Below are 20,963 nucleotides of genomic sequence, written 5' to 3'. Positions count from 1 at the left end.
TAGCCGCTTCACACTATTAATGCTCTTGTGCCCGGCCCGCCCCGGGGTCCATCCAACCGCCCCGCCCGACCGCCCATAAGACGGACTGAAGACATTCCTCATTGCGTTCATACCGCCGGTGCGACCTTGGTCAGACCGTTGATGATGCGGTCCATCGCGTCCCCGTCCCGTGGATCCGTCAGATTCGCCAGCAGCTTCAGCACGAAGCGCATCAGCGTCGGGTGCGGCATGCCGTGCTTCGTGGCGATGCGCATGATCTGGGGGTTGCCGATGAGCTTCACGAAGATCCCGCCGAGCCGGTAGTACCCGCCGAAACGCTCCTTCAACTCCGCCGGGTACGCCTGCAGCGCCCGCTCGCGGTCCGGACCGGCGGCGCGCGCGAGGGCCTGGACGGCCACCTCCGCGGCGAGCTCACCGGACTCCATCGCGTACGCGATGCCCTCGCCGTTCATGGGGTTGACCATGCCGCCCGAGTCGCCGACCAGCATCATGCCGCGCGTGTAGTGCGGCACCCGGTTGAAGCCCATCGGCAGGGCGGCGCCGAGGATGGGCCCGTCGGCGTTGGCCTCGTCGCGCATGCCCCAGTCCTCGGGGGTGGAGCCGAGCCAGTCGGTCAGCATCGCGCGGTAGTTGGTCTTGCCGAACGCGTCCGAGGAGTTCAGGATGCCGAGGCCGACGTTGACCCGGCCGTCGCCGAGGCCGAAGATCCAGCCGTACCCGGGCAGCAGGCGGTTGGGGTCCTGCGCGCTGCGCAGCTCCAGCCACGACTCCAGGTAGTCGTCGTCGGCACGCGCCGGGGAGTGGTAGTAACGCCGCACCGCGACGCCGATCGGCCGGTCGTCGCGCTTGGCGAGGCCCATGGCGAGCGGCAGCTTGCCGGACACGCCGTCCGCCGCGATCACCAGCGGGGCCAGATACTGAACCGGTTCCTTATCCGGGCCCACCTTGGCCTCGACCCCGATGGCGCGGCCGTCCGCGTCCAGCACCGGGCCACCGACCGTCACACCGGTACGCAGCAGCGCACCGGCCTCGACGGCCTGCTTGGCGAGCATGTCGTCGAAGTCCATGCGGGTGCGCACGAGCCCGTAGTTGGGGAAGCTCGCGAGGTCGGGCCAGTCGAGCTCGAGGCGGACGCCGCCACCGATCACGCGCAGGCCTCGGTTGTGCAGCCAGCCGGCCTTCTCCGAGGTGTCCACACCCATGCGGACGAGCTGGCGTACGGCACGCGGCGTCAGGCCGTCCCCGCAGACCTTCTCCCGCGGGAACTCCGTTTTCTCCAGCAGCAGTACTCTCAGCCCGTGCCTGGCCATGTGGTAGGCCGCGGCGGATCCGCCGGGCCCGGCACCGACCACGATCACGTCAGCCTCGTCGGCGACGGTCCCGTTCACGGCTCACCTCCGGTCTCACGCGGGCTCGTGAAACAGTTCACAAGCCAGCCCAGGTCGGAGTCTAGGACCGGCATCGAGGCGGATCAGGGTTAGGCAACCCTAACTGTTTCGCGGGGGTGAAATGCCCGCCCCACCCGCGCTCAGCGCCCGGTCTGCAATCTGTCGGGTAGCTCCGTCCAGGTATTCCCGAAACGTACCGCCCAGGGCCCGGTCGAGTTGGACGATCAGCTCATCCACCAGCCGCTGGGCGTGTCCCGGGTCGTACGCCGCCACCATCCGGATCCGCTGCGCCAGCTCCAGCGCGCGGCGTTCACCCTCGTCCCGGTCGTCGATCGCGACGTCGATGTCCGAGTCGTCGACGAAGAGGTCGATAGTCGTCATACCCGCAGCTAACACCGAGTGCGGGCATGAAACGGGCAAACGGCAATCTTTACCTCTTTGTGGCCCGGTGCAACGCCACGATGCCGCCCGTCAGGTTGCGCCACGCCACCCGGCCCCACGGACCGGCCTCCGCGATCCGTCCGGCCAGGGCCCGCTGGTCCGGCCAGGCCCGGATCGACTCGGCCAGATACACGTACGCGTCCGGATTGCTCGACACACCGCGCGCGACCGCCGGCAGGCTCCGCATCAGATAGGACATGTAGACCGTGCGGAACGCGGGGTTGGTCGGGCTGCTGAACTCGCACACCACCAGGCGGCCACCGGGCCGGGTCACCCGCGCCAGCTCCCGCAACGCGGCCGCGGTGTCCACGACGTTGCGCAGCGCGAACGAAATGGTCACCGCGTCGAATGCCTCGTCGGCGAAGGGCAGCCGCAGCGCGTCCCCGGCCACCAGCGGCACTGCTCGCCCGGAGCGCCGCCCGGCACGCAGCATGCCGGTGGACAGGTCGGCGCCGACCGCGTACGCCCCCGAACGGCCCAGTTCCTCGGTCGACACACCGGTTCCCGCGCCGACGTCGAGCACCCTCTCGCCGGGCCGCAGCGCGAGCGCCGCCCGGGTCGCCCGCCGCCAGCCCCGGTCCTGCCCGAAGGAGAGGACGGTGTTGGTCAGGTCGTACCGCTCGGCCACGCCGTCGAACATCTCGGCGACCTCGTGCGGCTGCTTGTCCAGATCTGCGCGCGTCACGCTCGCATCTTCCCCCATCCGACCGCCCCGCCCGCCACCCAAGAACGGACTGAAGCCTTTCTCACGCAAACAGAAAAGGCGGGATGGTGACCCATCCCGCCTTGTCCTTGTGCGTTATATATACGACCGCCATCGGTCGGGTCCGAACCCACCGCCGGCGGTCGATGCCTCGGCGACGCTTGTGGTGTTGCGGTACTACCGGGTGTTACGCAGGCACCGTAACCAGCGCCGACACGGCGTACCAGAGGCTCGCGGCCCTCGTTACCGAGGAGCAATCCGGCCCTCTCCGACCCACCGATCCGCACCTGTCCGATCGGCCGACCCGGACGGTCGTACGGCCCACCGGCACCCCTCAGCCGCGGTCGCTCGGTCGCGGTAGCAGCCGCGCGCGGGTCGCGGCAGCAGCCGCAGCCGCGCTCGCGGGTCCCCCGGTCAGGAGACGTCGACCAGCGGCAGGTTCTTGCGGCCGCCCTCCGGCATCGCGATCGACGAGTAGTGGGAGACCACGCGCTCGTCGGTCGGGTCGTCCGCCGGCGTGCGGTGCACGGCCAGGTGCCGGTAGAGCGTGTCGCGCTGGGCCGGGATGCGGTCCGCGGTGCGGATCATGCCGATCAGCTCGTGCAGGTTCGAGCGGTGCCGGGCGCCGGCCGAGGAGATCACGTTCTCCTCGAGCATGATCGAGCCCAGGTCGTCGACGCCGAGGTGCAGCGACAGCTGGCCGACGTCCTTGCCCGTGGTCAGCCAGGAGGCCTGCAGGTGGGCGACGTTGTCGAAGAACAGCCGGGACACGGCGACGAAGCGCAGGTACTCCATCGTGGTGGCCTGGGTGCGGCCCTTGAGGTGGTTGTTCTCCGGCTGGTACGTCCACGGGATGAAGGCCCGGAAGCCGCCGACACCGTCGCCCTGCTCGACTGCGGAGTCCACGTACCCGTTGGCGACGGCCAGGTCCTGCACCTCGCGGATCATCCGGATGTGCTCGATGCGCTCGGCGTTGGTCTCGCCCGTACCCATCATCATCGTGGCCGTGGAGCTCAGGCCGTTGCGGTGGGCGACCGCCATGACCTCCAGCCATCGCGCGCCGCTCTCCTTGAGCGGGGCGATCGCCTTGCGCGGGCGGTCCGGGAGCATCTCCGCGCCGGCGCCGGCGATGGAGTCCAGCCCGGCGGCCTTGATCCGGATGATGGCCTCCTCGATGGAGACGCCGGAGACCTTGGCCATGTGCAGGATCTCGCTCGGGCCGATCGAGTGGATGACGAGCTGCGGGTACGCCGCCTTGACCGAGGAGAAGAGATTCTCGTAGTACTCGACGCCGTAGTCGGGGTGGTGACCACCCTGAAGCATCACCTGCGTGGCGCCGAGGTCGACCGCCTCGCCGCACCGGTGCAGGATCTCCTCCATCGGGTGCGTCCAGCCCTCCTTGTGCTTCGGCGCCCGGTAGAAGGCACAGAACTTGCACGCGGTGACGCACACGTTGGTGTAGTTGATGTTGCGATCGATCAGGTAGGTGACGATCCCGTCGGGATACCGGCGCCGCCGGACGGCGTCGGCCGCCTCGCCCAGAGCGTGGAAGGGCGCGTCGGTGTAGAGCAGCAGGGCCTCCTCGGGCGTGATCCGCCCGCCGTCGGCACCGCGCTGCAGAATGCTCTCGATCTCCGCGTTCACCGTCACGTCCCGAAGACTACGTCCCCGCGCCGGCACCAGTCAGCGGCGCGGGTCACTGGCGGGCCTTGATCAGCACGTCCAGGCCGTCCAGCACCCGCTCGAGACCGAAGGCGTACGCGTGGCCGGCGTTGAAGGCCGCACCCAGCTCGGCGCCCGCCGCCTCGCCGACCCGGACGGCCAGGGGGTAGCGGTTCCGGTCGAACACCTTCTCCAGCAGCGGCCCGCTCTCCTCCCACCACTGCTGGTCGGTCTGCCCGGAGCGTTCGACGGCGGCCCGGGCGGCGGCCGACGTCCGAGCCGCGTGCTGCACGAAACCCAGCACGTAGGTCAGCGCTGCGTCCATCTCCACGTCGTCGAGGCCGGCGCCCTCGAAGGCGCGCAGCTCGTGGTCGTACTTCGCCATCAGCCCGGGGCCCAGCGGAGGCCGGCTCACCGGGATCTCCGCGGCCCACGGGTGCGCCTCGTACAGGGCGCGATTTTGCTCCGCCACCGCGCGAATCCGCTCCCGCCAGCCGGCGCCACCGTCGCCGTCGCGCGGCATCCGCAGGTAGAGGGCGTCCAGCATCAGGTCAAGTAGGGCCGCTTTGTCCGGTACGTAGGTGTACAGCGTCATGGGCACCACACCGAGGTCCTGCGCGACCCGCCGCATGCTGACCGCGTCGAGGCCCTCGGCGTCGGCCAGCGCGATGGCTGCGTCCACGACCTGGGTCAGCGTCAGCCCCTTCTTGCGCCCACGCCGGCTCTGCGGCTCGTCGAACCAGAGCAGGTCGATGGTGCGTCGCGCCTCGGCCACGAGGGTGGCACCCCTTTCTTGTACGGTGTATCTTGTACGGCGTCCATGAATGAGCCCGGCCGCCGGGAGGCACCGTGCAGATCACATCCTCCGCCGTCTCACTGACCGTCGACGACGTCGCCGCCTCCAGCAAGTTTCTCGCCACGCATTTCGGCTTCACCGAGCGGATGGCCGCCGACGGTTTCGCCTCGCTGGGCCGGGACGACGGCGCGATGGATGTGATCTTCCTGCGTCGCGGCCTCGAGGTGCTGCCCGAGCAGCTGCGCGAGCGCCACGCGTCCGGCACGATCATCGCCTTCGTGGTCGACGACCTCGACGCCGAGCACGAGCGCCTGCGCGCCGAGGGGGTGCCCATCACGCTGCCGCTGCGCGAGGAGCCGTGGGGTGAACGCCTGTTCATGGTGACCGACCCCAACGGCGTGCCGTATGAGCTGGTGCAGTGGGTCGCGACGTGAGCCTCCGGCGCCTCGGTCGTTAATCTCGATGGGTCGATCGGAATCGGAGTCGCAGTGCTCGTCGTACATGGCGTCTGGATAGCCGGTGAGTCGGCGCCGGGCCGGCTCGCGCTCTGGGCCGAGGATCCGGATCTCCCGCTGACCACCACCTCCCGGGCACGGTCCCGGCCGCACCCGTTCGCCGTGGCGGCGGGCGAGCTGTCCGCGGCGCTGACCGGATCCGCCGACGATGTACGCGACGCGCTCGTCAAGGCGGACGAGCACACGCTGAGCCTGCGCCTGCCCGGCACGGCGAAAGGCCCGCTGCCGTCGCCGGAGACAGGCAGCGAGACGCCGTCCCGCGGCCTACGACTGACGGCGTGGGAGACCCCCGCCCTCGTGCTGCCCGGCGATCAGGCACTGTCCGCCCTCGGCGCGCTGGCCGAGCCCGACCCGGAGGGCCCGTGGACGGCTGCGGCCTCCTTGCGCTACCTGTCCCTGCTCGCCGGGCACGCCTGCGACATGGCCGGCCGGGGCCGGATGCTGCCACAGCTCGTGACGGAGGCCGGAGTCCCCGCCGCCCGGTGGCGTCCCGTCCTCACCGGCGGCGACGCGGCGGCCTTCCGGGAGTTCGCCCAGGCGATGCCCCCGGCCTGCCGGGCCTGCGCGGCCCCCGACGCGGGCGCCGCCCGTACGGTGCGCGACGCGCTGAACGCCCTGGTCGACGCGGGAGCACGGTCCATCCTTCCGGAGCGCCTCCTGGCCGGGGCACGGCCCGGCCCCCGGGCCGCCCTGCCGGACCGCTGGGCCTCCGCCCTGACCGCCGAGGACCCCACCCTGCCCGGAGCGGACGCCGCGGACGTGGCGGCCCTCGCCAAGCCGCTGGAGGCCTGGCTGCGGGCCGCCCACGAGGCCAACGGCCCCGTCCGGGTCAGCTTCCGGCTGGTCGAGCCACCACCGGGCGAGGACTCGTGGACCCTCGCGTTCGCGCTGCAGTCGGCCGACGACCCGAGCTTGTACCTGCCGGCCGAGGAGCTGTGGGCCGGCGAGCGGCTGCCCGGGCTCGCGGGGCGGGCGGACGAGACCCTGCTGGCCGGTCTCGGCCGGGCCGTACGGCTCTTCCCGGCCCTGCACGAGGCCCTGCTCGGCGCGCGGCCGCACGAGATGACGCTCACCACGGCCGACGCGCACGAGTTCCTGCGGCAGGCCGCTCCCCTGCTGCAGGCGGCCGGCTTCGGCGTACAGCTCCCGTCGTGGGCAGGGCGCAAGGCGGTCGGGCTCAAGCTGACCACCCGCGCGAAAAGCACGACGCCCTCGGGCAAAGCCGCGGCCGACTCCGGGTTCGGGCTCGAGGAGCTGGTCGACTTCCGGATCGACCTCATCATCGGCGACGGCACCGTCAGCGCCGAGGAGCTGGCCGAGCTGGCCCGGCTCAAGGTGCCGCTGGTGCGCGTCCGCGGCCAGTGGGTGGAGCTGGACGACCGGCAGCTCAAGGCGGCGCTCAAGGCGGTGGGGCGGCGGCGCGAGGGCGAGCTCACCGCGGGCGAGGTGCTGCAGCAGGTCGTCGACGGCGGCGAGGAGGACCTGCCGCTGGTCGAGGTGGACGCGGACGGCCGGCTCGGCGACCTGCTGTCCGGGGAGGCCGCGGCGCGGCTCACGCCCGTGTCCACGCCGCCGGGGTTCCAGGGGGTGCTGCGGCCGTACCAGGAGCGAGGGCTGTCGTGGCTCTCCTTCCTCGGGCGGCTCGGGCTCGGCGGCATCCTGGCCGACGACATGGGTCTCGGGAAGACCGCGCAGACCCTGTCGCTGCTGCTCACCGAGCGCGAGGATGCAGCGGCGCAGCCCGCGGTGGCTGCCACTCTGCTCGTCTGTCCTATGTCTCTGGTCAGCAACTGGCAGAAGGAGGCAGCCCGCTTCGCGCCGAGCCTGCGCGTGATGGTGCACCACGGCACCACACGCAAGCGCGATGACGAGTTCTGTGCGGCCGTGGCCGAGGCCGACGTCGTCATCACCACGTACGGCACTGCGCTGCGCGATTTGCATCTGTTGCGCGATGTCCAATGGGGACGGGTGGTGTGCGATGAAGCGCAGGCCATCAAGAACAGCGGCACGCGGCAGGCGCAGGCCGTGCGGGCGATCCCCGCGCGCACCAGGTTGGCCCTCACCGGCACGCCGGTGGAGAACCATCTCGCCGAGCTCTGGTCCATCATGGAGTTCGTCAACCCTGGGCTGCTCGGGCCCGCGAAGCGTTTCCGCAAGCGGTTCCAGGAGCCGATCGAGGTGCGCGGGGACGCCGATGCGACCGCGGCGCTCAAACGGGCCACCGGACCGTTCGTGTTGCGGCGCCTGAAGACCGACAAGTCGATCATCTCCGACCTCCCGGAGAAGAACGAGATGAAGGTGTGGTGCTCGCTGACGGCCGAGCAGGCCACCCTCTACCAGGCGGTGGTGGAGGACATGATGGCCGTCATCGAGAGCACCGAGGGCATCCAGCGGCGTGGCAACGTCATCTCGGCCATGACGAAGCTCAAGCAGGTCTGCAATCACCCGGCGCACCTGCTCAAGGACGGCTCCCGGCTGCCCGGGCGGTCCGGCAAGCTGGCCCGGCTGGAGGAGCTGACCGAGGAGCTTGTCACGGACGGCGACAAGGCGCTGGTCTTCACGCAGTACGCGGAGTTCGGCGCGATGCTGCAGCCGTATCTCGCCGCACACCTCGACCGTCCGGTGCTCTGGCTCCATGGTGGACTGTCGAAGGCGAAGCGCGACGAGCTCGTCGAGCGGTTCCAGCACGACCCCGAGCCGATGATCTTCCTGCTCTCGCTCAAGGCCGCCGGCACAGGGCTCAACCTGACCGCGGCCAACCACGTCATCCACGTCGACCGCTGGTGGAATCCCGCCGTGGAGGACCAGGCGACCGACCGGGCGTTCCGCATCGGACAGTCGCGCAACGTGCAGGTCCGGAAGTTCATCTGCACGGGCACGCTCGAGGAGAAGATCGACGCGATGATCGAGCGCAAGAAGGCGCTGGCCTCCACAGTGGTCGGTACGGGCGAGGAATGGATCACCGATCTGACGACCGCCGAGCTGCGCGAGCTGTTCGCCCTCGACCCGGTGGCGGTGAGCTGAGATGCCGGTCGACCCCGAGGGCCGCTGGTTCGAGACGACCGGCCCGATCCGTGTGGACGGCGGCCTGGCCGTGCGAGCCCAGCGCGGAAAGATCGGCGAGCAGTGGTGGTCGCGGCGGTTCGTCGACATTCTCGAGCGCACGTGCGCTCCCGGGCGGCTCGCGCGCGGTCGTGCGTACGCCCGCAAGGGGCAGGTCATCGATTTCGAGCTCAGCCCCGGCACGGTGTCGGGCCGGGTGCAGGGTTCGCGGCCGGCGCCATACCAGGTGACGATCCGCATCCCCGCGTACGACGAGACACAGTGGACACGCGCCCTCGCCGTGCTGGGATCCCAGGCGCTGTATCGCGCCGCGCTGCTCGCGGGCGAGATGCCACACGAGATCGTCGATGTGTTCGACGAGCTGGACCTCCCGCTTTTCCCGTCCGATCTGGACATGCGATGCACGTGCCCGGACTGGGGCGTGCCGTGCAAACACCTGTCCGCCGTCCTGTACGTGCTCGCCGAGGCCTTCGACGACGACCCGTTCCTGGTCCTGGCCTGGCGCGGCCGCCCGCGGGAGGAGGTCCTGTCCGCCCTTCGCGGCCTTCCCGAACCGGCCGAAACAGTGGACCCGCTCGCGGTGGACGAGGTGGCGCTAGACGACCGGCTCGGCGACTTCTACACGCCGGCCGTCTCCCTGAGCCGGCTGCGGGAAAGGCCGGCCCGTGTGACGGCTCCGCCGGAGCTGCTGTTGCGGGTGCTGGATCCGCCGCGGGTCCGGGTACGCCACATACCGCTGGTGGACATCCTGCGGCCCGCCTACCGGGACCTCGGCGGCGGACCGTCCACAACGGAATAGCGACACGGCGCGCCTGGCGAGCCCGTTCGTCACTCGCACGCAGAGGGGCCCGCGCGATAGCGCGGACCCCTCGGTCGGAGCCGATTCAGCCCTTGTGCCACTTCTGGTTGGCCGTACCCGCGCAGTCCCACAGCTGCAACCGAGCGCCGTCGTTGCCGTTCCAGTCCTTGATGTCGACGCACTTGTTGGCCTGGACGTTCACCAGGTCTCCCGCGCCCGACAGCACGAACTGCTGCGCACCCGTGTTGTTGCAGGTGTAGAGCTGCACCACGGCGCCGTTGGCGGTGGAGCCGTCGGCGACGTCCATGCACTTGCCGCCGGCCTGGACCGCGCCGTTGGCGAAGGTCCACTTCTGGGCGTTGGTGTTGTTGCAGGTGTACATCTGCAGCGCCGCGCGGTCGACGAAGTTGGCGCCGGGGACGTCGATGCACTTGCCGTTCCAGTCGCTGATCAGCGACGAGCCACCCGTGGTCGGCGGGGTCGTGCCGCCCGCGCCGAACGGGGTGAGGATCAGGCCCGCCGAGCGGGGGTCGCCGTTGTGCACCAGCGACTCGAAGTTGCCGACGTCGTCGAAGGCGAACGCGTACGCCTTACCGTCCGCCATGTTCTGGTGGATGATCTTCCCGTACTGGTTCGCCGGGTTGTTCTGGTAGAACTGCGAAGCGTTCGTGGTCGGCTGGGTGTCGAGCGTGCCGAGCGTGCCGCGGTTGAGGGCGGCGCAGAGGGTCCGGGAGATCGGGCCGACCACCAGGTCGTTCGGGGCGGGCAGGTCGCCGTCGCAGCCCCACACCGACGCCGACGACGGCTTGTTGAACGACGCCACCTGCTGACCGGCCGAGTTGGTGAAGGTCATGACGTTGCCGGACGTACGCCCGAAGTACTTGGTGTTCGGCTGATCCGCGAACGGCACGATCGTCAGGGTCTTCGACGCGTACGCGTTCCACGCCGAGTTGATGTACGAGTCGTAGTAGTTGGCGCTGAGCAGCCCCGCGCCGGCCGCCTTGCCCGGGGACAGGACGCGCAGCACCGTGCCGTCCGAGCGGGTCACCACGGTGTTCGCCCAGCCGGGCTGAGCCTTGATCCCGTTGATGATGGCGTCGCGCCCGTTGTTGACCGGGTCGCCCGACCGCGACGTGACCCCGTTGGAGCCGGTGACGGTGACCGCGTGCGGAACCGCGAACATGTCGACCTGCGAGCTGTTCAGCCAGAGGCCGTCCTTGTTGTACGTGAACTCGCTCCAGTCGAACAGGATGTTGCGGTTCTGGTCGCCTCCGGCCCACGGCGCCGGCTGGACGAAGCCGTCCGGGGTGAGGAACAGCTTGAGCTTCTCGCCGAGGGAGAAGTACACGCGCCCGGAGAAGCCGAGCGGGAACTGGATCGTGGTGGTGCCGCCGTTGCCGGGGCCGCCGATGGCCACGTCCGGCGCCGGGGACGGCGGGATCTGCCCGGCCGGCCAGGGCGTGAAGGTGCCGCCCTGGTTGACGTAGCCGAGCCGGCCGGTGTTGAGGTTGGTGCCGATGACGTACAGGTAGACCGCGTCGCCGCGGCCGGTGTTGTTGGTGACGGAGACCGGGAGCAGTGCCGGGCCGACCGCTTGGGCCGGCGCCGCGGCGGCGGAGACCGCCACCGGCACGGCCACCGCGAGTGCGGCGAGCGCGTGCAACAGTCTTCTCTTGGTTCGCACAGTGACTCCTCGGGGGACGAAGCGAGCAGCGCGAGAACGTACGGGGATGGGGATGTCGTGCGTCGCAACCCCCGCGACCAGCAAGGCAGCCGTGAGAGCGCTCTCACAGCATCGAATGGTTAACACGGTGTGTCAATAGACACAGCCTGATGTATTTCGACGACGTTTCCGGCGAACCGGCCGAGATCACCCGCGCGTCGAAGCGCCACCGGACCCCGGTCGAGGGCGGGCCGCTCGGGGCGTACCGGAATAGGGTCGGAGCATGAGCGAGATGAACTACCGCCGCCTCGGCACGTCCGGGCTGGTCGTCTCCGTCGTCGGCATCGGCTGCAACAACTTCGGCCGCAAGCTCGACCTCGACGGGACCCGGGCCGTCGTCGATGCCGCGTTCGACGCCGGGATCACCCTGTTCGACACCGCCGACATCTACGGCACCCCGCACGGGAGCTCCGAGGAATGCCTCGGCGCCGCGCTGAAGGGACGCCGCGACGAGGTGGTGCTGGCGACCAAGTTCGGCATGGACATGGAGGGCATGAACGGCGCCGACCACGGCGCCCGGGGCTCGCGCCGCTACATCGTGCGCGCCGCCGAGGCGTCGCTGCGCCGGCTCGGCACCGACCACATCGACCTGTACCAGATGCACGAGCCGGACGAGGCCACGCCGATCGAGGAGACACTGGCCGCCCTGGACGACCTGGTACGCGCCGGCAAGGTGCGCTATCTCGGCAACTCCAACTTCGCCGGCTGGCAGATCGCCGACGCCGACTGGACCGCACGAGCGGCCGGGCAGACGCCGTTCATCAGCGCGCAGAACCAGTACAGCCTGTTGCATCGTGACGTCGAGGCCGAGGTCGTGCCCGCGTGCGAGCGGTTCGGGCTGGGCCTGCTGCCGTTCTTCCCGCTGGACAGCGGCCTGCTCACCGGCAAGTACCAGCGCGGGCAGCAGCCGCCCGAGGGCACCCGGCTCGCCCAGGAACGGTACCGGCGGTGGCTCGACGGCGCCGACTGGGACCTGATCGAGGCGCTGACCGCGTACGGGAAGGAACGCGGCCGCTCGCTGCTCGACGTCGCGATCGCGGGTCTCGCGGCACGGCCGGCGGTGACCAGCGTGATCGCCGGCGCGACCACCCCCGAGCAGGTCCGGGCCAACGCGGCGGCGGGCGCCTGGCAGCTCACGGCCGACGACATCGCCGCCCTGGAGGAGATCCTCGCCGGCTGAGCCGAGCCGTGGAGCCGACCTGAGGAGCCGAGCCTTGGACCCGAGCCGTGGAGCCGACCTGAGCAGCCGAGCCGTGGAGCCGCTCGAACGCGAGGCGCAGGAGGTCCTCTCCCCGGCCGTCTTCGAGTACTACCGGGCCGGCACGGGCGAGGGGATCAGCCGGGACGAGGCCGCCGCCGCGTGGCGCAGCTGGCGGTTCCTGCCGCGTCTCTTCCAGGACGTGTCACGGGTCAGCACCGAGACCGAGCTGTTCGGGACCCCGCTGGCCGCGCCCGTGCTGGCCGGGCCGTCCGCGTTGCACACGCTCGCGCATCCGGACGGCGAGGCGGCCACCGCCCAGGGTGTGTCGCAGGCCGGGTCGTTGCTGATCCAGTCGGCGCGCGCGGGGCGGAAGATCTCGTCGGACCGGTGGTGGTTCCAGGCGTACGTGCTGCGCGATCCCTCGATCACCGAGGCGCAGGTACGCGACGCGGCGGCGCGCGGTGCGAGGGCGATCGTGCTGACCGCGGACGCGCCGTACGTCTTCCGCAGCGCGGTTCCCGAGGCGGGAAGCGCCGCGCCGGAGAACCGTACGCCGGGGCAGCAGCAGGATCCGTCCCTGAGCGCGGACGCGATCGGCTGGCTGGCGGCCGTCTCCGGCCTGCCCGTGCTGGTCAAGGGCGTGCTACGGCCGCAGGACGCGATCGCCTGCGTCGAGGCGGGCGCGGCCGGGGTGATCGTCTCCAACCACGGCGGCCGCCAGCTCGACCGGGCGGTGGCGTCCGCGTACGCGTTGCGGCCGGTCGTGGAGGCGGTCGGCAGCCGGGTGCCCGTTCTCGTCGACGGGGGCATCCGCAACGGCGCGGACGTGCTGACCGCGCTGGCGCTGGGCGCGAGCGCGGTCCTCATCGGCCGGCCCGTGCTGTGGGCGCTGGCGACCGGCGGTGCTGAGGGCGTACGGGATCTCCTGCGGTTTTATCGCGACGACCTGGCACGGACGATGGCGCAGGCGGGAGTCCCCAGCCTGGCGCACATCGACGACGGCCTGACGGCCCGGGAATCGGTGATTCCCGGGCCGTCAGCGTGACGTCCTACTCCGCGACCGTGACGATCCGGCGGCGCCGGGCGGTCACGAAGGCGACCGCACCCGCGGCGAGCAGCAGCGCGCCACCACCGGCGAGCAGGCCGGCCGGGGAGCCGGTGACGGGCAGCCCGCCACCCGAACCACCGGCGGTCAGCTCGACGGTGATCGGCGCGACGTCGTTGGACTTCACCGGGTCCTGGTCGCCGCCGTCGACGGTGACCGAGCCGGCCGGGGAGTCGCCGGTGATCCGGCCGGTGAAGGAGAACAGCGCCTTGTCACCCTTCTTGACGCTGTCCAGGGTGAAGCAGACATACGCACGGCCGCGCACTTTGCCGGGCTCCATGTCCTCCGGCGCGCCGTCCGACATCGCGAAACAGTCCTCGTCGACCTTGGTGAGCGCGACGCCCTTCGGAATCTCCACCATGGCGCTGGTGATCCAGCCCTGGAACGGCCCCATCGTCGCCGCCGGGCCGTTGTTGCGCACGCCGACCTGGACCGTACGGGTCTCGCCGACGGCCCCGGCGAAGGTGGCGCCCACGGCGGCGCTGTCGGCCGGGTTGCTCGACACCTTCACGCGGAACGTGGTGGCGTTGTCCCACCCGTTGAGGTCACCGCCCTGGGCGGCGGCCGCGGCGGTCCGCTGCTTGGGCATCCGTACGAGCTTGAGCTGCGACGCCTTCGGGGCGGCCGCGACCTTCTGCGCGGCGAGGTCGGCCAGCTCGAGGTCGTCGGGGTCGGTGGCGAACACCGCGCCCAGGTAGTCAGCCGGGCCCGGGGCGTCCGCCGCGACCTTCACCTTGAGCGGCGTGGCGTCCGACACCGTCAGCACCTCGTCCGGGCCCAGCGGCTGGTCGAAGAAGCAGGCCGTGCCCTCCAGCTCCTCGACCGCGAGGCAGTTGCTGTACGTGGCCGGGAAGCTGATGAACGGCGTGCCCGCGAGGATGATCGCGACGCTGTCCACCGTCCGGTTGCCGGCGTTGCGGACGACCACGGGGACCTTGGCGGACCTGCCGGGCGCCAGCTTGATGTCCTCGACCGCGCCCATCTCGAGGTCGACGCCGGCCTCGGCCCGCACGACCGTGACCTGCGCGGCGGCCTGCCAGGTCGAGCTCGCGTCGCGGACGACGATCGGGAAGCTCGCGCCCAGGGCCGGCAGCGCGCCCGTGGGCTGCACCTGGAACTTGACCGACCTGAAGTCGCCGGGCTCGAGGTCACCCAGTTTGCACGCGGAGGTGTCGGTGCAGCCCTGCGGCGGGGTCAGAACGAGGGAGGCCGGTACCGGGTCGTCGGCGCTGCCGAAGCCGGCGACGAGGTCTTCCGCCTTCACATCGCTTTCGTTCGACACCACGAACTCGACGGTCTTGGTCTTGCTGTCGACGGTGACGACCCGCTCGGGGACGTACACCCCGACCTCGGGACGGTCGTCGCCCGGGTCGGCGTGGGCCGGCAGGGCGGCGCCCATCGTGGCCAGCCCGATCAGGGCCAGGGGCAGGGCCGACCGGCCCAGGAAACTGTGCAGACGCATGGTCACCGCTTCGATGATCAAGTGAGAAGTCCGCGCAGCGTAGGGCACGTGTAGGCGGCCGCGCCACCCGGTGGCACGCGAAGCGGATCAAACCCGGCGAACCCCGGCCCGTCGATCGGCGGGCCGCGGGTCAGAGGCGGCGATGCGGCGTCGGCTGTCGCGGCGAGCCGGCGGATCAGACCTGGGCGAAGACGGGCCCGTCGGCGGGAAGCGGTGGCACCTCGCCGCGCTCCGCGGCCCGCCGGGCGAACTCCCGTACGCCCGCGATCTGCGGCTCGCCCAACGAGAAGTCCAGCGCGCGGAAGTACGTGGCGAGCGTCGACGCGTCGAACGGCTCCCAGCGCGCGGCGGCCTCGGCGACGTCGTCCAGCTCGCCCAGGCACAGGTCCCGGGACCGCTGGAACGCCTCGTGCACCTCCTTGACCATGCCCGGCTGGGCGGCGGCGAAGTCGCGGCGGGCCGCCCAGACCGCGAAGACCATCGGCAGCCCGGTCCACTCCTTCCACGCCTGGGCCAGGTCGGTGACCTCGAGGCCGAGCGCGGGCGCCTCGTACATCGCGCGCAGCGCCGGGTCGCCGATGAGCACGGCGGCGTCCGCCTCGAGCAGCATCTGGCTCAGCTCCGGCGGGCAGCGGAAGTACTCGGGGTTGGCCGCGTACCGCTCGGTCAGCAGCATCTGGGCGAGCAGGACACCGGTGCGGGAGGTGGAGCCCAGCGCGACCGGGCGGCCGTCGAGCTCCGCGAGCGGCCGGGTGGAGACGAGGTTGACCGAGAGCACCGGGCCGTCGCTGCCGACCGCGAGGTTGGGCAGGAGCAGCAGCTCGTCGGCGTGGCGCAGGTATTCCACGAGCGTGATCGGACCGATGTCGAGGTCGCCCGCGACGAGGGCGGCGCTCAGCCGGTCGGGGGTGTCCTTGTGCAGATCGACGTCGAGCAGCGCGCCGGACCGCATCAGCCCCCAATAGATGGGGAGGCAGTTCAGGAACTGGATGTGCCCGACCCGGGGGCGCTGGACCACGTCGTCGCTCATGGTCCGACGCTATCTCCGGCGACCACCGCACGTAGTGGGTCCACCGGGCGCAAGGGAGCTATCTCACGTCCGGCCCGGCGTACGGGCCCCACGCACAGCAGCACTGCGACCAGCCCGGCCAGCCCCGCGGCGGCGACCAGCGGCCGGTCTGCTGATCCGTACGCGGCGGGCCGAGCGCACCCGGGCCGCCGACCGGCGCCGAGCTCATCAGCTCGAAGGCCCGGCCGCGCTCACTGCCTCGCCGGTGCTCCCGAGATGTTCGACGATCGCGATCCGCGCGGGATGCGCGAGCGCCCGCATGACCTTGGGATCGGTGATCCGCGCACGGGCCCGCTGCTCAGCCATCCCCCCATGATCCCGCCTCCCCCGGCGCGCCGGTAAATCGGTCGTGCGGGTCGCGGCTGCGGCGTACCCTGGTGGGCTCGCCCGCGGGGACCGCGCGCTTTCTCAACCGGGCACTGCCGACACCGCATCCAGCCGGAGCGCCGGGCGGCCCAGGTCAGCCGAACCACCGACACCGACGCCGAAAGGTTTCTCGGATGACGCTGCCTGCCCACACCGACCTCGACGACGATCTAGCCGCGGAGCGCCGGCATCTCGCCGACTCCCGCGCCGCCCTGGGCCGCATGCGCGGCCGGGCGGAGTCGCTGTTCTCCTCCTCCGCCGACATCGCCGGCGATGCGTTCTCCGCGGAGACCCTCGGCCGTACGCTGTCCCGCCGCGTCGCCGAGCTGGCGGACGACCCCACCACTCCCCTGTTCTTCGGAAAGCTGGATGTCGCTGAGGCGGCGTACCACATCGGGCGCCGGCATGTGACCGACGATGCCGGGGAACCGATGGTGCTCGACTGGCGCGCGCCGCTGTCGCAGGCGTTCTACCGGGCCAGCGTGCGGGATCCGCAGGGGGTGTCGACGCGGCGGCGGTTCGGGTTCGTCAAGGGCGAGCTGACCAGCTTCGAGGACGAACACCTGGACCGCGGCGAGGAGCTCGGCACGAAAAGTCGCATCCTGACGGCCGAGATCGAGCGGCCACGCGTCGGGCCCATGCGGGACATCGTCGCGACGATTCAACCCGAGCAGGACGAACTGGTACGGGCAGAGCTCGAGGACTCGATCTGCGTGCAGGGAGCGCCGGGTACGGGGAAGACCGCGGTGGGCCTGCACCGGGCCGCCTATCTGCTGTACGTGCACCGGGAACGGCTGCGGCGCTCCGGGGTGCTGATCGTCGGCCCGAACTCGGCGTTCCTGTCGTACATCTCGGCTGTGCTCCCGGCGCTGGGCGAGGTCGAGGTGCAGCAGTCCACGGTGGACGATCTGATCGCTCGCGTACCCGTGAAGGGCCGGGACAGCGAGGCGGCCGCGCTGCTGAAGCACGACGCGCGCATGGCCGAGGTGTTGCGCCGGGCACTGTGGAGCCATCTGGCGAAGCCCGCGGAGCCCATCATGGTGTCCGACGGCTCGTACCGGTGGCGCATCGACGCCGAGCCGCTGCGCCGGATCGTCGACGAGGCGCGGCGGGAGGGGCTGCCCTACGCGGTCGGGCGGGAACGGGTACGGGCCCGGGTCGTCGGGTTGCTGCAACGGCAGTCGGAATACCGTACGGGGAACTCGCCGAGTGACGGCTGGCTGCGCAAGATGGCGAAGGTCGCGCCGGTACGGGAGTTCCTGGACAAGGCGTGGCCCGCACTGACCGCCGAGGCGCTGGTGGTCTCGCTGCTCACCGACGCCACGCTGCTGGCCGCGGCAGCGGAAGGCATCCTGAGCCCGGACGAGCAGGCCGCACTGCTGTGGCCGAAAGCGCCCAAGACGCCGAAGTCGGCCCGGTTCAGCGCCGCCGACCTGCTGCTGCTGGACGAGGCGGCGGGCCTGCTGGAGCGTGAGACGAGCTTCGGGCACGTGGTCGTCGACGAGGCGCAGGACCTCTCGCCCATGCAGGCCCGGGCGATCGCGCGCCGCAGCGAGCACGGTTCGATCACCCTGCTCGGCGACCTCGCGCAGGGGACGGCTCCCTGGGCGGCGGCGCAGTGGAAGGACACGCTGGCGCACCTCGGCAAGCCGGACGCCGCCGTGGTGCCGCTGACGGTCGGCTTCCGCGTACCCGCGGCTGTTGTGGCCCTTGCCAACCGCCTGCTGCCGGCCCTCGGCGTGGACGTACCGGAGGCCGTCTCGCTGCGCCGCGACGGCGACCTGGCCGTCGTCGCGCTCCCGGACCCGGCGGAGGTGGACGCGGCGACGCTGGTCGAGGTGACCGCGGCGCTGGAGCACGAGGGCTCGGTCGCGGTCATCGCGGCGGACCCGGCGGTCGACCGGCTGCGCGCGCACCTGGCCGCGGCGGGCCTGCAGGCCGCGACCCCCGACGACGTCGACTCCGAGGCGCGCGTCACGGTGGTGCCGGCCACGGTCGTCAAGGGCCTCGAGTACGACCACGTCATCGTCGTCGAACCGGCCGAGATCGTGGCCGCCGAGCCCCGCGGCCTGAACCGCCTGTACGTGGTCCTCACCCGCGCGGTGTCCCGCCTCTCGGTGATCCACGCGGCGCCGCTGCCGGACCCCCTCGCCGGCTAGCGGACCGGCGCCGCCGCGGGCGAGCCCTCTCGCCGGCTAGAGCGGCTTCACCCAGCGCGACCACTCGTCCTGGCGCCGGTAGCCGTTCGCGGCCCAGATCGCGTGCGCGCCCTCGTTGTCGTCCAGCACCATGGCGTCGGCGCGCGTCCCGCCGTACGCCCGGAACCGCTCCTCGGCCGCGGCGATCAACGCCCGGCCGATTCCGGCCCGCCGGCGGGACGGAGCCACGGCCAGCCGGTAGAGGTGGCAGCGCCAGCCGTCCCAGCCGGCGATGACCGTACCGACGATCTCGTCGCCGTCGACGGCGACGATCAGCGCGTCCGGGTCGCGCAGGTGCAGCGCGGCCAGGGCGGCCGGGGAGTCGGCGGGCCGGGCGGCGTTCTCGGCGGCGGTGAGCCAGAAGCTCAGGACGGCATTGAGCTCGCGCGCCTCCGCGGCACGCAAAACAAGATCACCCACGCCGCGATGCTAGGCGGCAAGCCGGTCGGCTGCGGCCCCGCCGAGCCGGTTCGACGCCCCGCGCAGGTCGGCAGCAGGCCGCCGACCCGGTTCGACGGGCCCGGGCCGATCGGCCGCAGGCCGCCGAGCCGGTGCCGAGCACCCGAAAAGCTGTGAACTTTGCGCCGTAGAGTTCTTTGACTTTGTGCGGTAAAGTTCTCTGCATGAACGAGGACGACCAACCTCTGGACCCCGCCGAATCCCTGCGCCTCATCGAGCGCGAGCGCAGCGCCACCGCGCGCCGGATCATTCCCGACCCGCGGCTGCTGCTCTGGCCCTGGGGCATCGCCTGGCTGATCGGCTTCACCGTCTACTTCCTGCGGTTCGGCCCGGACGGTCACGTCACCGTCGACATGCCGGCCTGGCTCCCGCTGGTCGTCCTGCTCGTACTGATCTTCATCGCCGGGACGATCACCGGCTTCGTCGGCGGCCGGGCGGCCCGGCAGGTCTCCGGGCCCACGTCCCGCCAGGGCAAGATGTACGGCTGGACCTGGGGCCTCGCGTTCTCCGGCATGATCACGGTGCTCAGCCGCATCAGCGAGCTGCTGCCCACGGCCCAGGCGACCCTGTTGTGGACGGGCACCCTGACCGCGCTGACCGGCGCGCTGCACATGGCCGGCGGCGCGATCTGGAACGACCGGACGATGTTCCGGCTCGGCGCCTGGCTGAGCGTGGTCAACGTGGCCGGCGTGATCCTCGGCCCGGGCTGGCACGCGCTCGTGGTCGCGGTCGCCGGTGGCGGCGGGATGCTCGTCGCCGGGCTGGTCTCCTGGCTGCGGCTGCCGCACGTGGCCGACGGTGAGCGGGCCCGGCGATGACCGATGACGCCGTACCGGAGCTCGACCCGGTCATCCACGCCCAGGCCCGCCTGCGGGTGGTCTCCTCCCTCTCCACCCTGCGCGAGGGCGACAGCATCGCCTTCCCGCGGCTGCAGGACATCCTGCGCATGACCCCCGGCAACCTCTCCGTGCATCTGCGCAAGCTCGAGGACGCCGGCTACGTCGAGGTCACCAAGACCCATCAGGGCCGCACCCCGGCCACCCTGGTCAGCCTCACCCGCCGCGGGCGGCTGGCCTTCGAGGACTACACGACCGCCGTACGGGCCCTGCTCAACGGCGGCGCCGGATCGCAGGAGCAGTCATGATGACCCTCGCCCGAGCCATCGACGTCAGCCGCAGCTACGGCAGTGTTCTCGCCCTCGACCACGTCGACCTGGACGTGCACGCCGGTGAGCTGGTCGGCCTGCTCGGCCCGAACGGCGCCGGCAAGAGCACGCTGGTCAACCTGCTGACCGGCGTACGGCGTCCCACCGGCGGCCGGGTGGAGCTGTGCGGCGGCGACCCGCGTGACCCGGCCACCCGCAAGGTTCTCGGCGTGACGCCGCAGGAGACCGGGCTGCCCTCGGCGTTGCGCGTCGGCGAAGTCGTCGACTTCGTCCGCGCCCACTACCCCGACCCGCTCGGCCGGGACGAGCTGCTCGACCGCTTCGGCCTCGGCGATCTCGTACGGCGGCAGACCGGCGGGCTCTCCGGCGGGCAGAAACGGCGGGTCGCCGTCGCGCTGGCGTTCGTCGGGCGGCCGCGGATCGTCTTCCTCGACGAGCCGACGACCGGGCTGGACGTCGCCGCGCGGCACGCCCTGTGGAACGGCGTACGCCAGTTCCACGCCGAGGGCGGCACGGTCGTGCTGACCAGCCACTACCTCGAGGAGGTGGAGGCCCTGGCGAGCCGGGTCGTGGTGGTCGGCGAGGGCCGGGTGCTCGCGGACGACAGCGTCGCGGCCGTACGCGGGCTCGTCGCGATCCGCCGGGTCAGCCTGACGACGGCCGTACCCGTACCCGATCTTCCCGGAGTGGTCGGCACCGAGCGGGACGGCGACCGTACGCATCTCCTCACGCCGGATGCGGACCGCCTGGTCCGCGACCTGGTCTCCGGCGACGTGCCGTTCCGTGACCTCGAGGTCCGACCGACGTCGCTGGAGGAAGCATTCCTGACCCTGACCGCGGCCTGAGAA

At 71.5% G+C, this 20,963-nt stretch carries 19 protein-coding genes; 9 read left to right on the top strand and 10 right to left on the bottom strand.

Annotation, left to right across the window (positions count from 1 at the left end):
• Positions 1 to 107 precede the first annotated feature (107 nt).
• From AB0K03_RS09730 to AB0K03_RS09710, 5 genes are all read right to left on the bottom strand, one after another.
• Complete coding sequence (locus AB0K03_RS09730; RefSeq protein ID WP_364682594.1) at positions 108 to 1,388, bottom strand: geranylgeranyl reductase family protein; 1,281 nt, start codon at positions 1,386 to 1,388, stop codon at positions 108 to 110.
• Between the two features lie 99 nt (positions 1,389 to 1,487).
• Positions 1,488 to 1,769 (bottom strand): hypothetical protein, encoded by a 282-nt coding sequence (locus tag AB0K03_RS09725; RefSeq protein WP_364682592.1) that lies wholly within the window; start codon positions 1,767 to 1,769, stop codon positions 1,488 to 1,490.
• Between the two features lie 49 nt (positions 1,770 to 1,818).
• The gene (locus AB0K03_RS09720; RefSeq protein ID WP_364682590.1) at positions 1,819 to 2,514 is read right to left on the bottom strand and encodes a demethylmenaquinone methyltransferase; all 696 of its coding nucleotides are present in this window, start codon (positions 2,512 to 2,514) and stop codon (positions 1,819 to 1,821) included.
• A gap of 432 nt (positions 2,515 to 2,946) precedes the next feature.
• The gene (gene mqnC, locus AB0K03_RS09715; RefSeq protein ID WP_364682588.1) at positions 2,947 to 4,182 is read right to left on the bottom strand and encodes a cyclic dehypoxanthinyl futalosine synthase; all 1,236 of its coding nucleotides are present in this window, start codon (positions 4,180 to 4,182) and stop codon (positions 2,947 to 2,949) included.
• 46 nt (positions 4,183 to 4,228) lie between these two features.
• Positions 4,229 to 4,969 (bottom strand): TetR/AcrR family transcriptional regulator, encoded by a 741-nt coding sequence (locus AB0K03_RS09710; RefSeq protein WP_364682586.1) that lies wholly within the window; start codon positions 4,967 to 4,969, stop codon positions 4,229 to 4,231.
• Positions 4,970 to 5,043: 74 nt separating this feature from the next.
• Between AB0K03_RS09710 and AB0K03_RS09705 the strand changes: the two genes are divergently transcribed.
• From AB0K03_RS09705 to AB0K03_RS09695, 3 genes are read left to right on the top strand one after another with little or no spacing between them, the layout of a single operon-like run.
• On the top strand, positions 5,044 to 5,424 hold the full coding sequence (locus AB0K03_RS09705; protein ID WP_364682584.1) for a VOC family protein: 381 nt from the start codon (positions 5,044 to 5,046) through the stop codon (positions 5,422 to 5,424).
• A gap of 54 nt (positions 5,425 to 5,478) precedes the next feature.
• Complete coding sequence (locus AB0K03_RS09700; RefSeq protein ID WP_364682582.1) at positions 5,479 to 8,529, top strand: DEAD/DEAH box helicase; 3,051 nt, start codon at positions 5,479 to 5,481, stop codon at positions 8,527 to 8,529.
• A gap of 1 nt (position 8,530) precedes the next feature.
• On the top strand, positions 8,531 to 9,367 hold the full coding sequence (locus AB0K03_RS09695; protein ID WP_364682580.1) for an SWIM zinc finger family protein: 837 nt from the start codon (positions 8,531 to 8,533) through the stop codon (positions 9,365 to 9,367).
• Between the two features lie 85 nt (positions 9,368 to 9,452).
• Here the strand turns inward: AB0K03_RS09695 and AB0K03_RS09690 are convergent, their stop codons facing one another.
• Complete coding sequence (locus AB0K03_RS09690) at positions 9,453 to 11,051, bottom strand: beta-1,3-glucanase family protein (protein WP_364682578.1); 1,599 nt, start codon at positions 11,049 to 11,051, stop codon at positions 9,453 to 9,455.
• Between the two features lie 262 nt (positions 11,052 to 11,313).
• Here AB0K03_RS09690 and AB0K03_RS09685 point away from each other — a divergent pair, with 262 nt between their 5' ends.
• Positions 11,314 to 12,270, top strand: a complete 957-nt coding sequence (locus AB0K03_RS09685) for an aldo/keto reductase (protein WP_364682576.1) — start codon at positions 11,314 to 11,316, stop codon at positions 12,268 to 12,270.
• 34 nt (positions 12,271 to 12,304) lie between these two features.
• Positions 12,305 to 13,336 carry an alpha-hydroxy acid oxidase gene (locus AB0K03_RS09680; protein WP_364682574.1) on the top strand — a complete coding sequence of 344 codons (1,032 nt, stop codon included), beginning with the start codon at positions 12,305 to 12,307 and terminating at the stop codon, positions 13,334 to 13,336.
• 4 nt (positions 13,337 to 13,340) lie between these two features.
• Here AB0K03_RS09680 and AB0K03_RS09675 read toward each other — a convergent pair whose 3' ends face one another.
• The 3 genes from AB0K03_RS09675 to AB0K03_RS09665 form a co-directional block, all read right to left on the bottom strand.
• On the bottom strand, positions 13,341 to 14,864 hold the full coding sequence (locus tag AB0K03_RS09675; RefSeq protein WP_364682572.1) for a hypothetical protein: 1,524 nt from the start codon (positions 14,862 to 14,864) through the stop codon (positions 13,341 to 13,343).
• A gap of 169 nt (positions 14,865 to 15,033) precedes the next feature.
• Positions 15,034 to 15,888, bottom strand: coding sequence for a menaquinone biosynthesis protein (locus AB0K03_RS09670; protein ID WP_364682570.1), 855 nt, complete (start codon positions 15,886 to 15,888; stop codon positions 15,034 to 15,036).
• A 207-nt stretch (positions 15,889 to 16,095) separates the two neighbouring features.
• Positions 16,096 to 16,233: a hypothetical protein gene (locus AB0K03_RS09665; protein WP_364682568.1), complete on the bottom strand. Its 138-nt coding sequence runs from the start codon at positions 16,231 to 16,233 to the stop codon at positions 16,096 to 16,098.
• Between the two features lie 194 nt (positions 16,234 to 16,427).
• Here AB0K03_RS09665 and AB0K03_RS09660 point away from each other — a divergent pair, with 194 nt between their 5' ends.
• A complete protein-coding gene (locus tag AB0K03_RS09660; RefSeq protein WP_364682566.1) occupies positions 16,428 to 18,452 on the top strand; it encodes an AAA family ATPase in 2,025 nt (674 codons plus the stop codon).
• 36 nt (positions 18,453 to 18,488) lie between these two features.
• On the opposite strand, the gene AB0K03_RS09655 is transcribed toward AB0K03_RS09660, so the two are convergent.
• The gene (locus AB0K03_RS09655; RefSeq protein ID WP_364682564.1) at positions 18,489 to 18,911 is read right to left on the bottom strand and encodes a GNAT family N-acetyltransferase; all 423 of its coding nucleotides are present in this window, start codon (positions 18,909 to 18,911) and stop codon (positions 18,489 to 18,491) included.
• A 203-nt stretch (positions 18,912 to 19,114) separates the two neighbouring features.
• On the opposite strand from AB0K03_RS09655, the gene AB0K03_RS09650 reads away from it, so the two are divergent.
• The 3 genes from AB0K03_RS09650 to AB0K03_RS09640 are packed head-to-tail and all read left to right on the top strand — an operon-like array spanning position 19,115 to position 20,960.
• A complete protein-coding gene (locus AB0K03_RS09650; protein ID WP_364682562.1) occupies positions 19,115 to 19,768 on the top strand; it encodes a transporter in 654 nt (217 codons plus the stop codon).
• Entirely contained in the window at positions 19,765 to 20,094 is a 330-nt protein-coding gene (locus tag AB0K03_RS09645) for a transcriptional regulator (protein ID WP_364682560.1), read from the top strand. Before AB0K03_RS09650 ends, AB0K03_RS09645 begins: the two co-directional genes overlap by 4 nt.
• Entirely contained in the window at positions 20,091 to 20,960 is an 870-nt protein-coding gene (locus tag AB0K03_RS09640; protein WP_364682558.1) for an ABC transporter ATP-binding protein, read from the top strand. Before AB0K03_RS09645 ends, AB0K03_RS09640 begins: the two co-directional genes overlap by 4 nt.
• Positions 20,961 to 20,963: the final 3 nt, after the last annotated feature.

The sequence above is a fragment of the Actinoplanes sp. NPDC049316 genome (genome assembly GCF_040677315.1).
Taxonomy (GTDB): Bacteria; Actinomycetota; Actinomycetes; order Mycobacteriales; family Micromonosporaceae; genus Actinoplanes.
The sequence above is the reverse complement of the archived record's forward strand: the minus strand, read 5'-3'. Positions and strand labels throughout refer to the sequence as shown.

Coding starts and splice junctions, on each gene's coding strand:
- AB0K03_RS09665 (WP_364682568.1), bottom strand. CDS start 16,233: ATGGCTGAGCAGCGGGCCCGTGCGCGGATCACCGATCCCAAGGTCATG.
- AB0K03_RS09685 (WP_364682576.1), top strand. CDS start 11,314: ATGAGCGAGATGAACTACCGCCGCCTCGGCACGTCCGGGCTGGTCGTC.
- AB0K03_RS09670 (WP_364682570.1), bottom strand. CDS start 15,888: ATGAGCGACGACGTGGTCCAGCGCCCCCGGGTCGGGCACATCCAGTTC.
- AB0K03_RS09645 (WP_364682560.1), top strand. CDS start 19,765: ATGACCGATGACGCCGTACCGGAGCTCGACCCGGTCATCCACGCCCAG.
- AB0K03_RS09725 (WP_364682592.1), bottom strand. CDS start 1,769: ATGACGACTATCGACCTCTTCGTCGACGACTCGGACATCGACGTCGCG.
- AB0K03_RS09695 (WP_364682580.1), top strand. CDS start 8,531: ATGCCGGTCGACCCCGAGGGCCGCTGGTTCGAGACGACCGGCCCGATC.
- AB0K03_RS09660 (WP_364682566.1), top strand. CDS start 16,428: ATGACGCTGCCTGCCCACACCGACCTCGACGACGATCTAGCCGCGGAG.
- AB0K03_RS09650 (WP_364682562.1), top strand. CDS start 19,115: ATGAACGAGGACGACCAACCTCTGGACCCCGCCGAATCCCTGCGCCTC.
- AB0K03_RS09640 (WP_364682558.1), top strand. CDS start 20,091: ATGATGACCCTCGCCCGAGCCATCGACGTCAGCCGCAGCTACGGCAGT.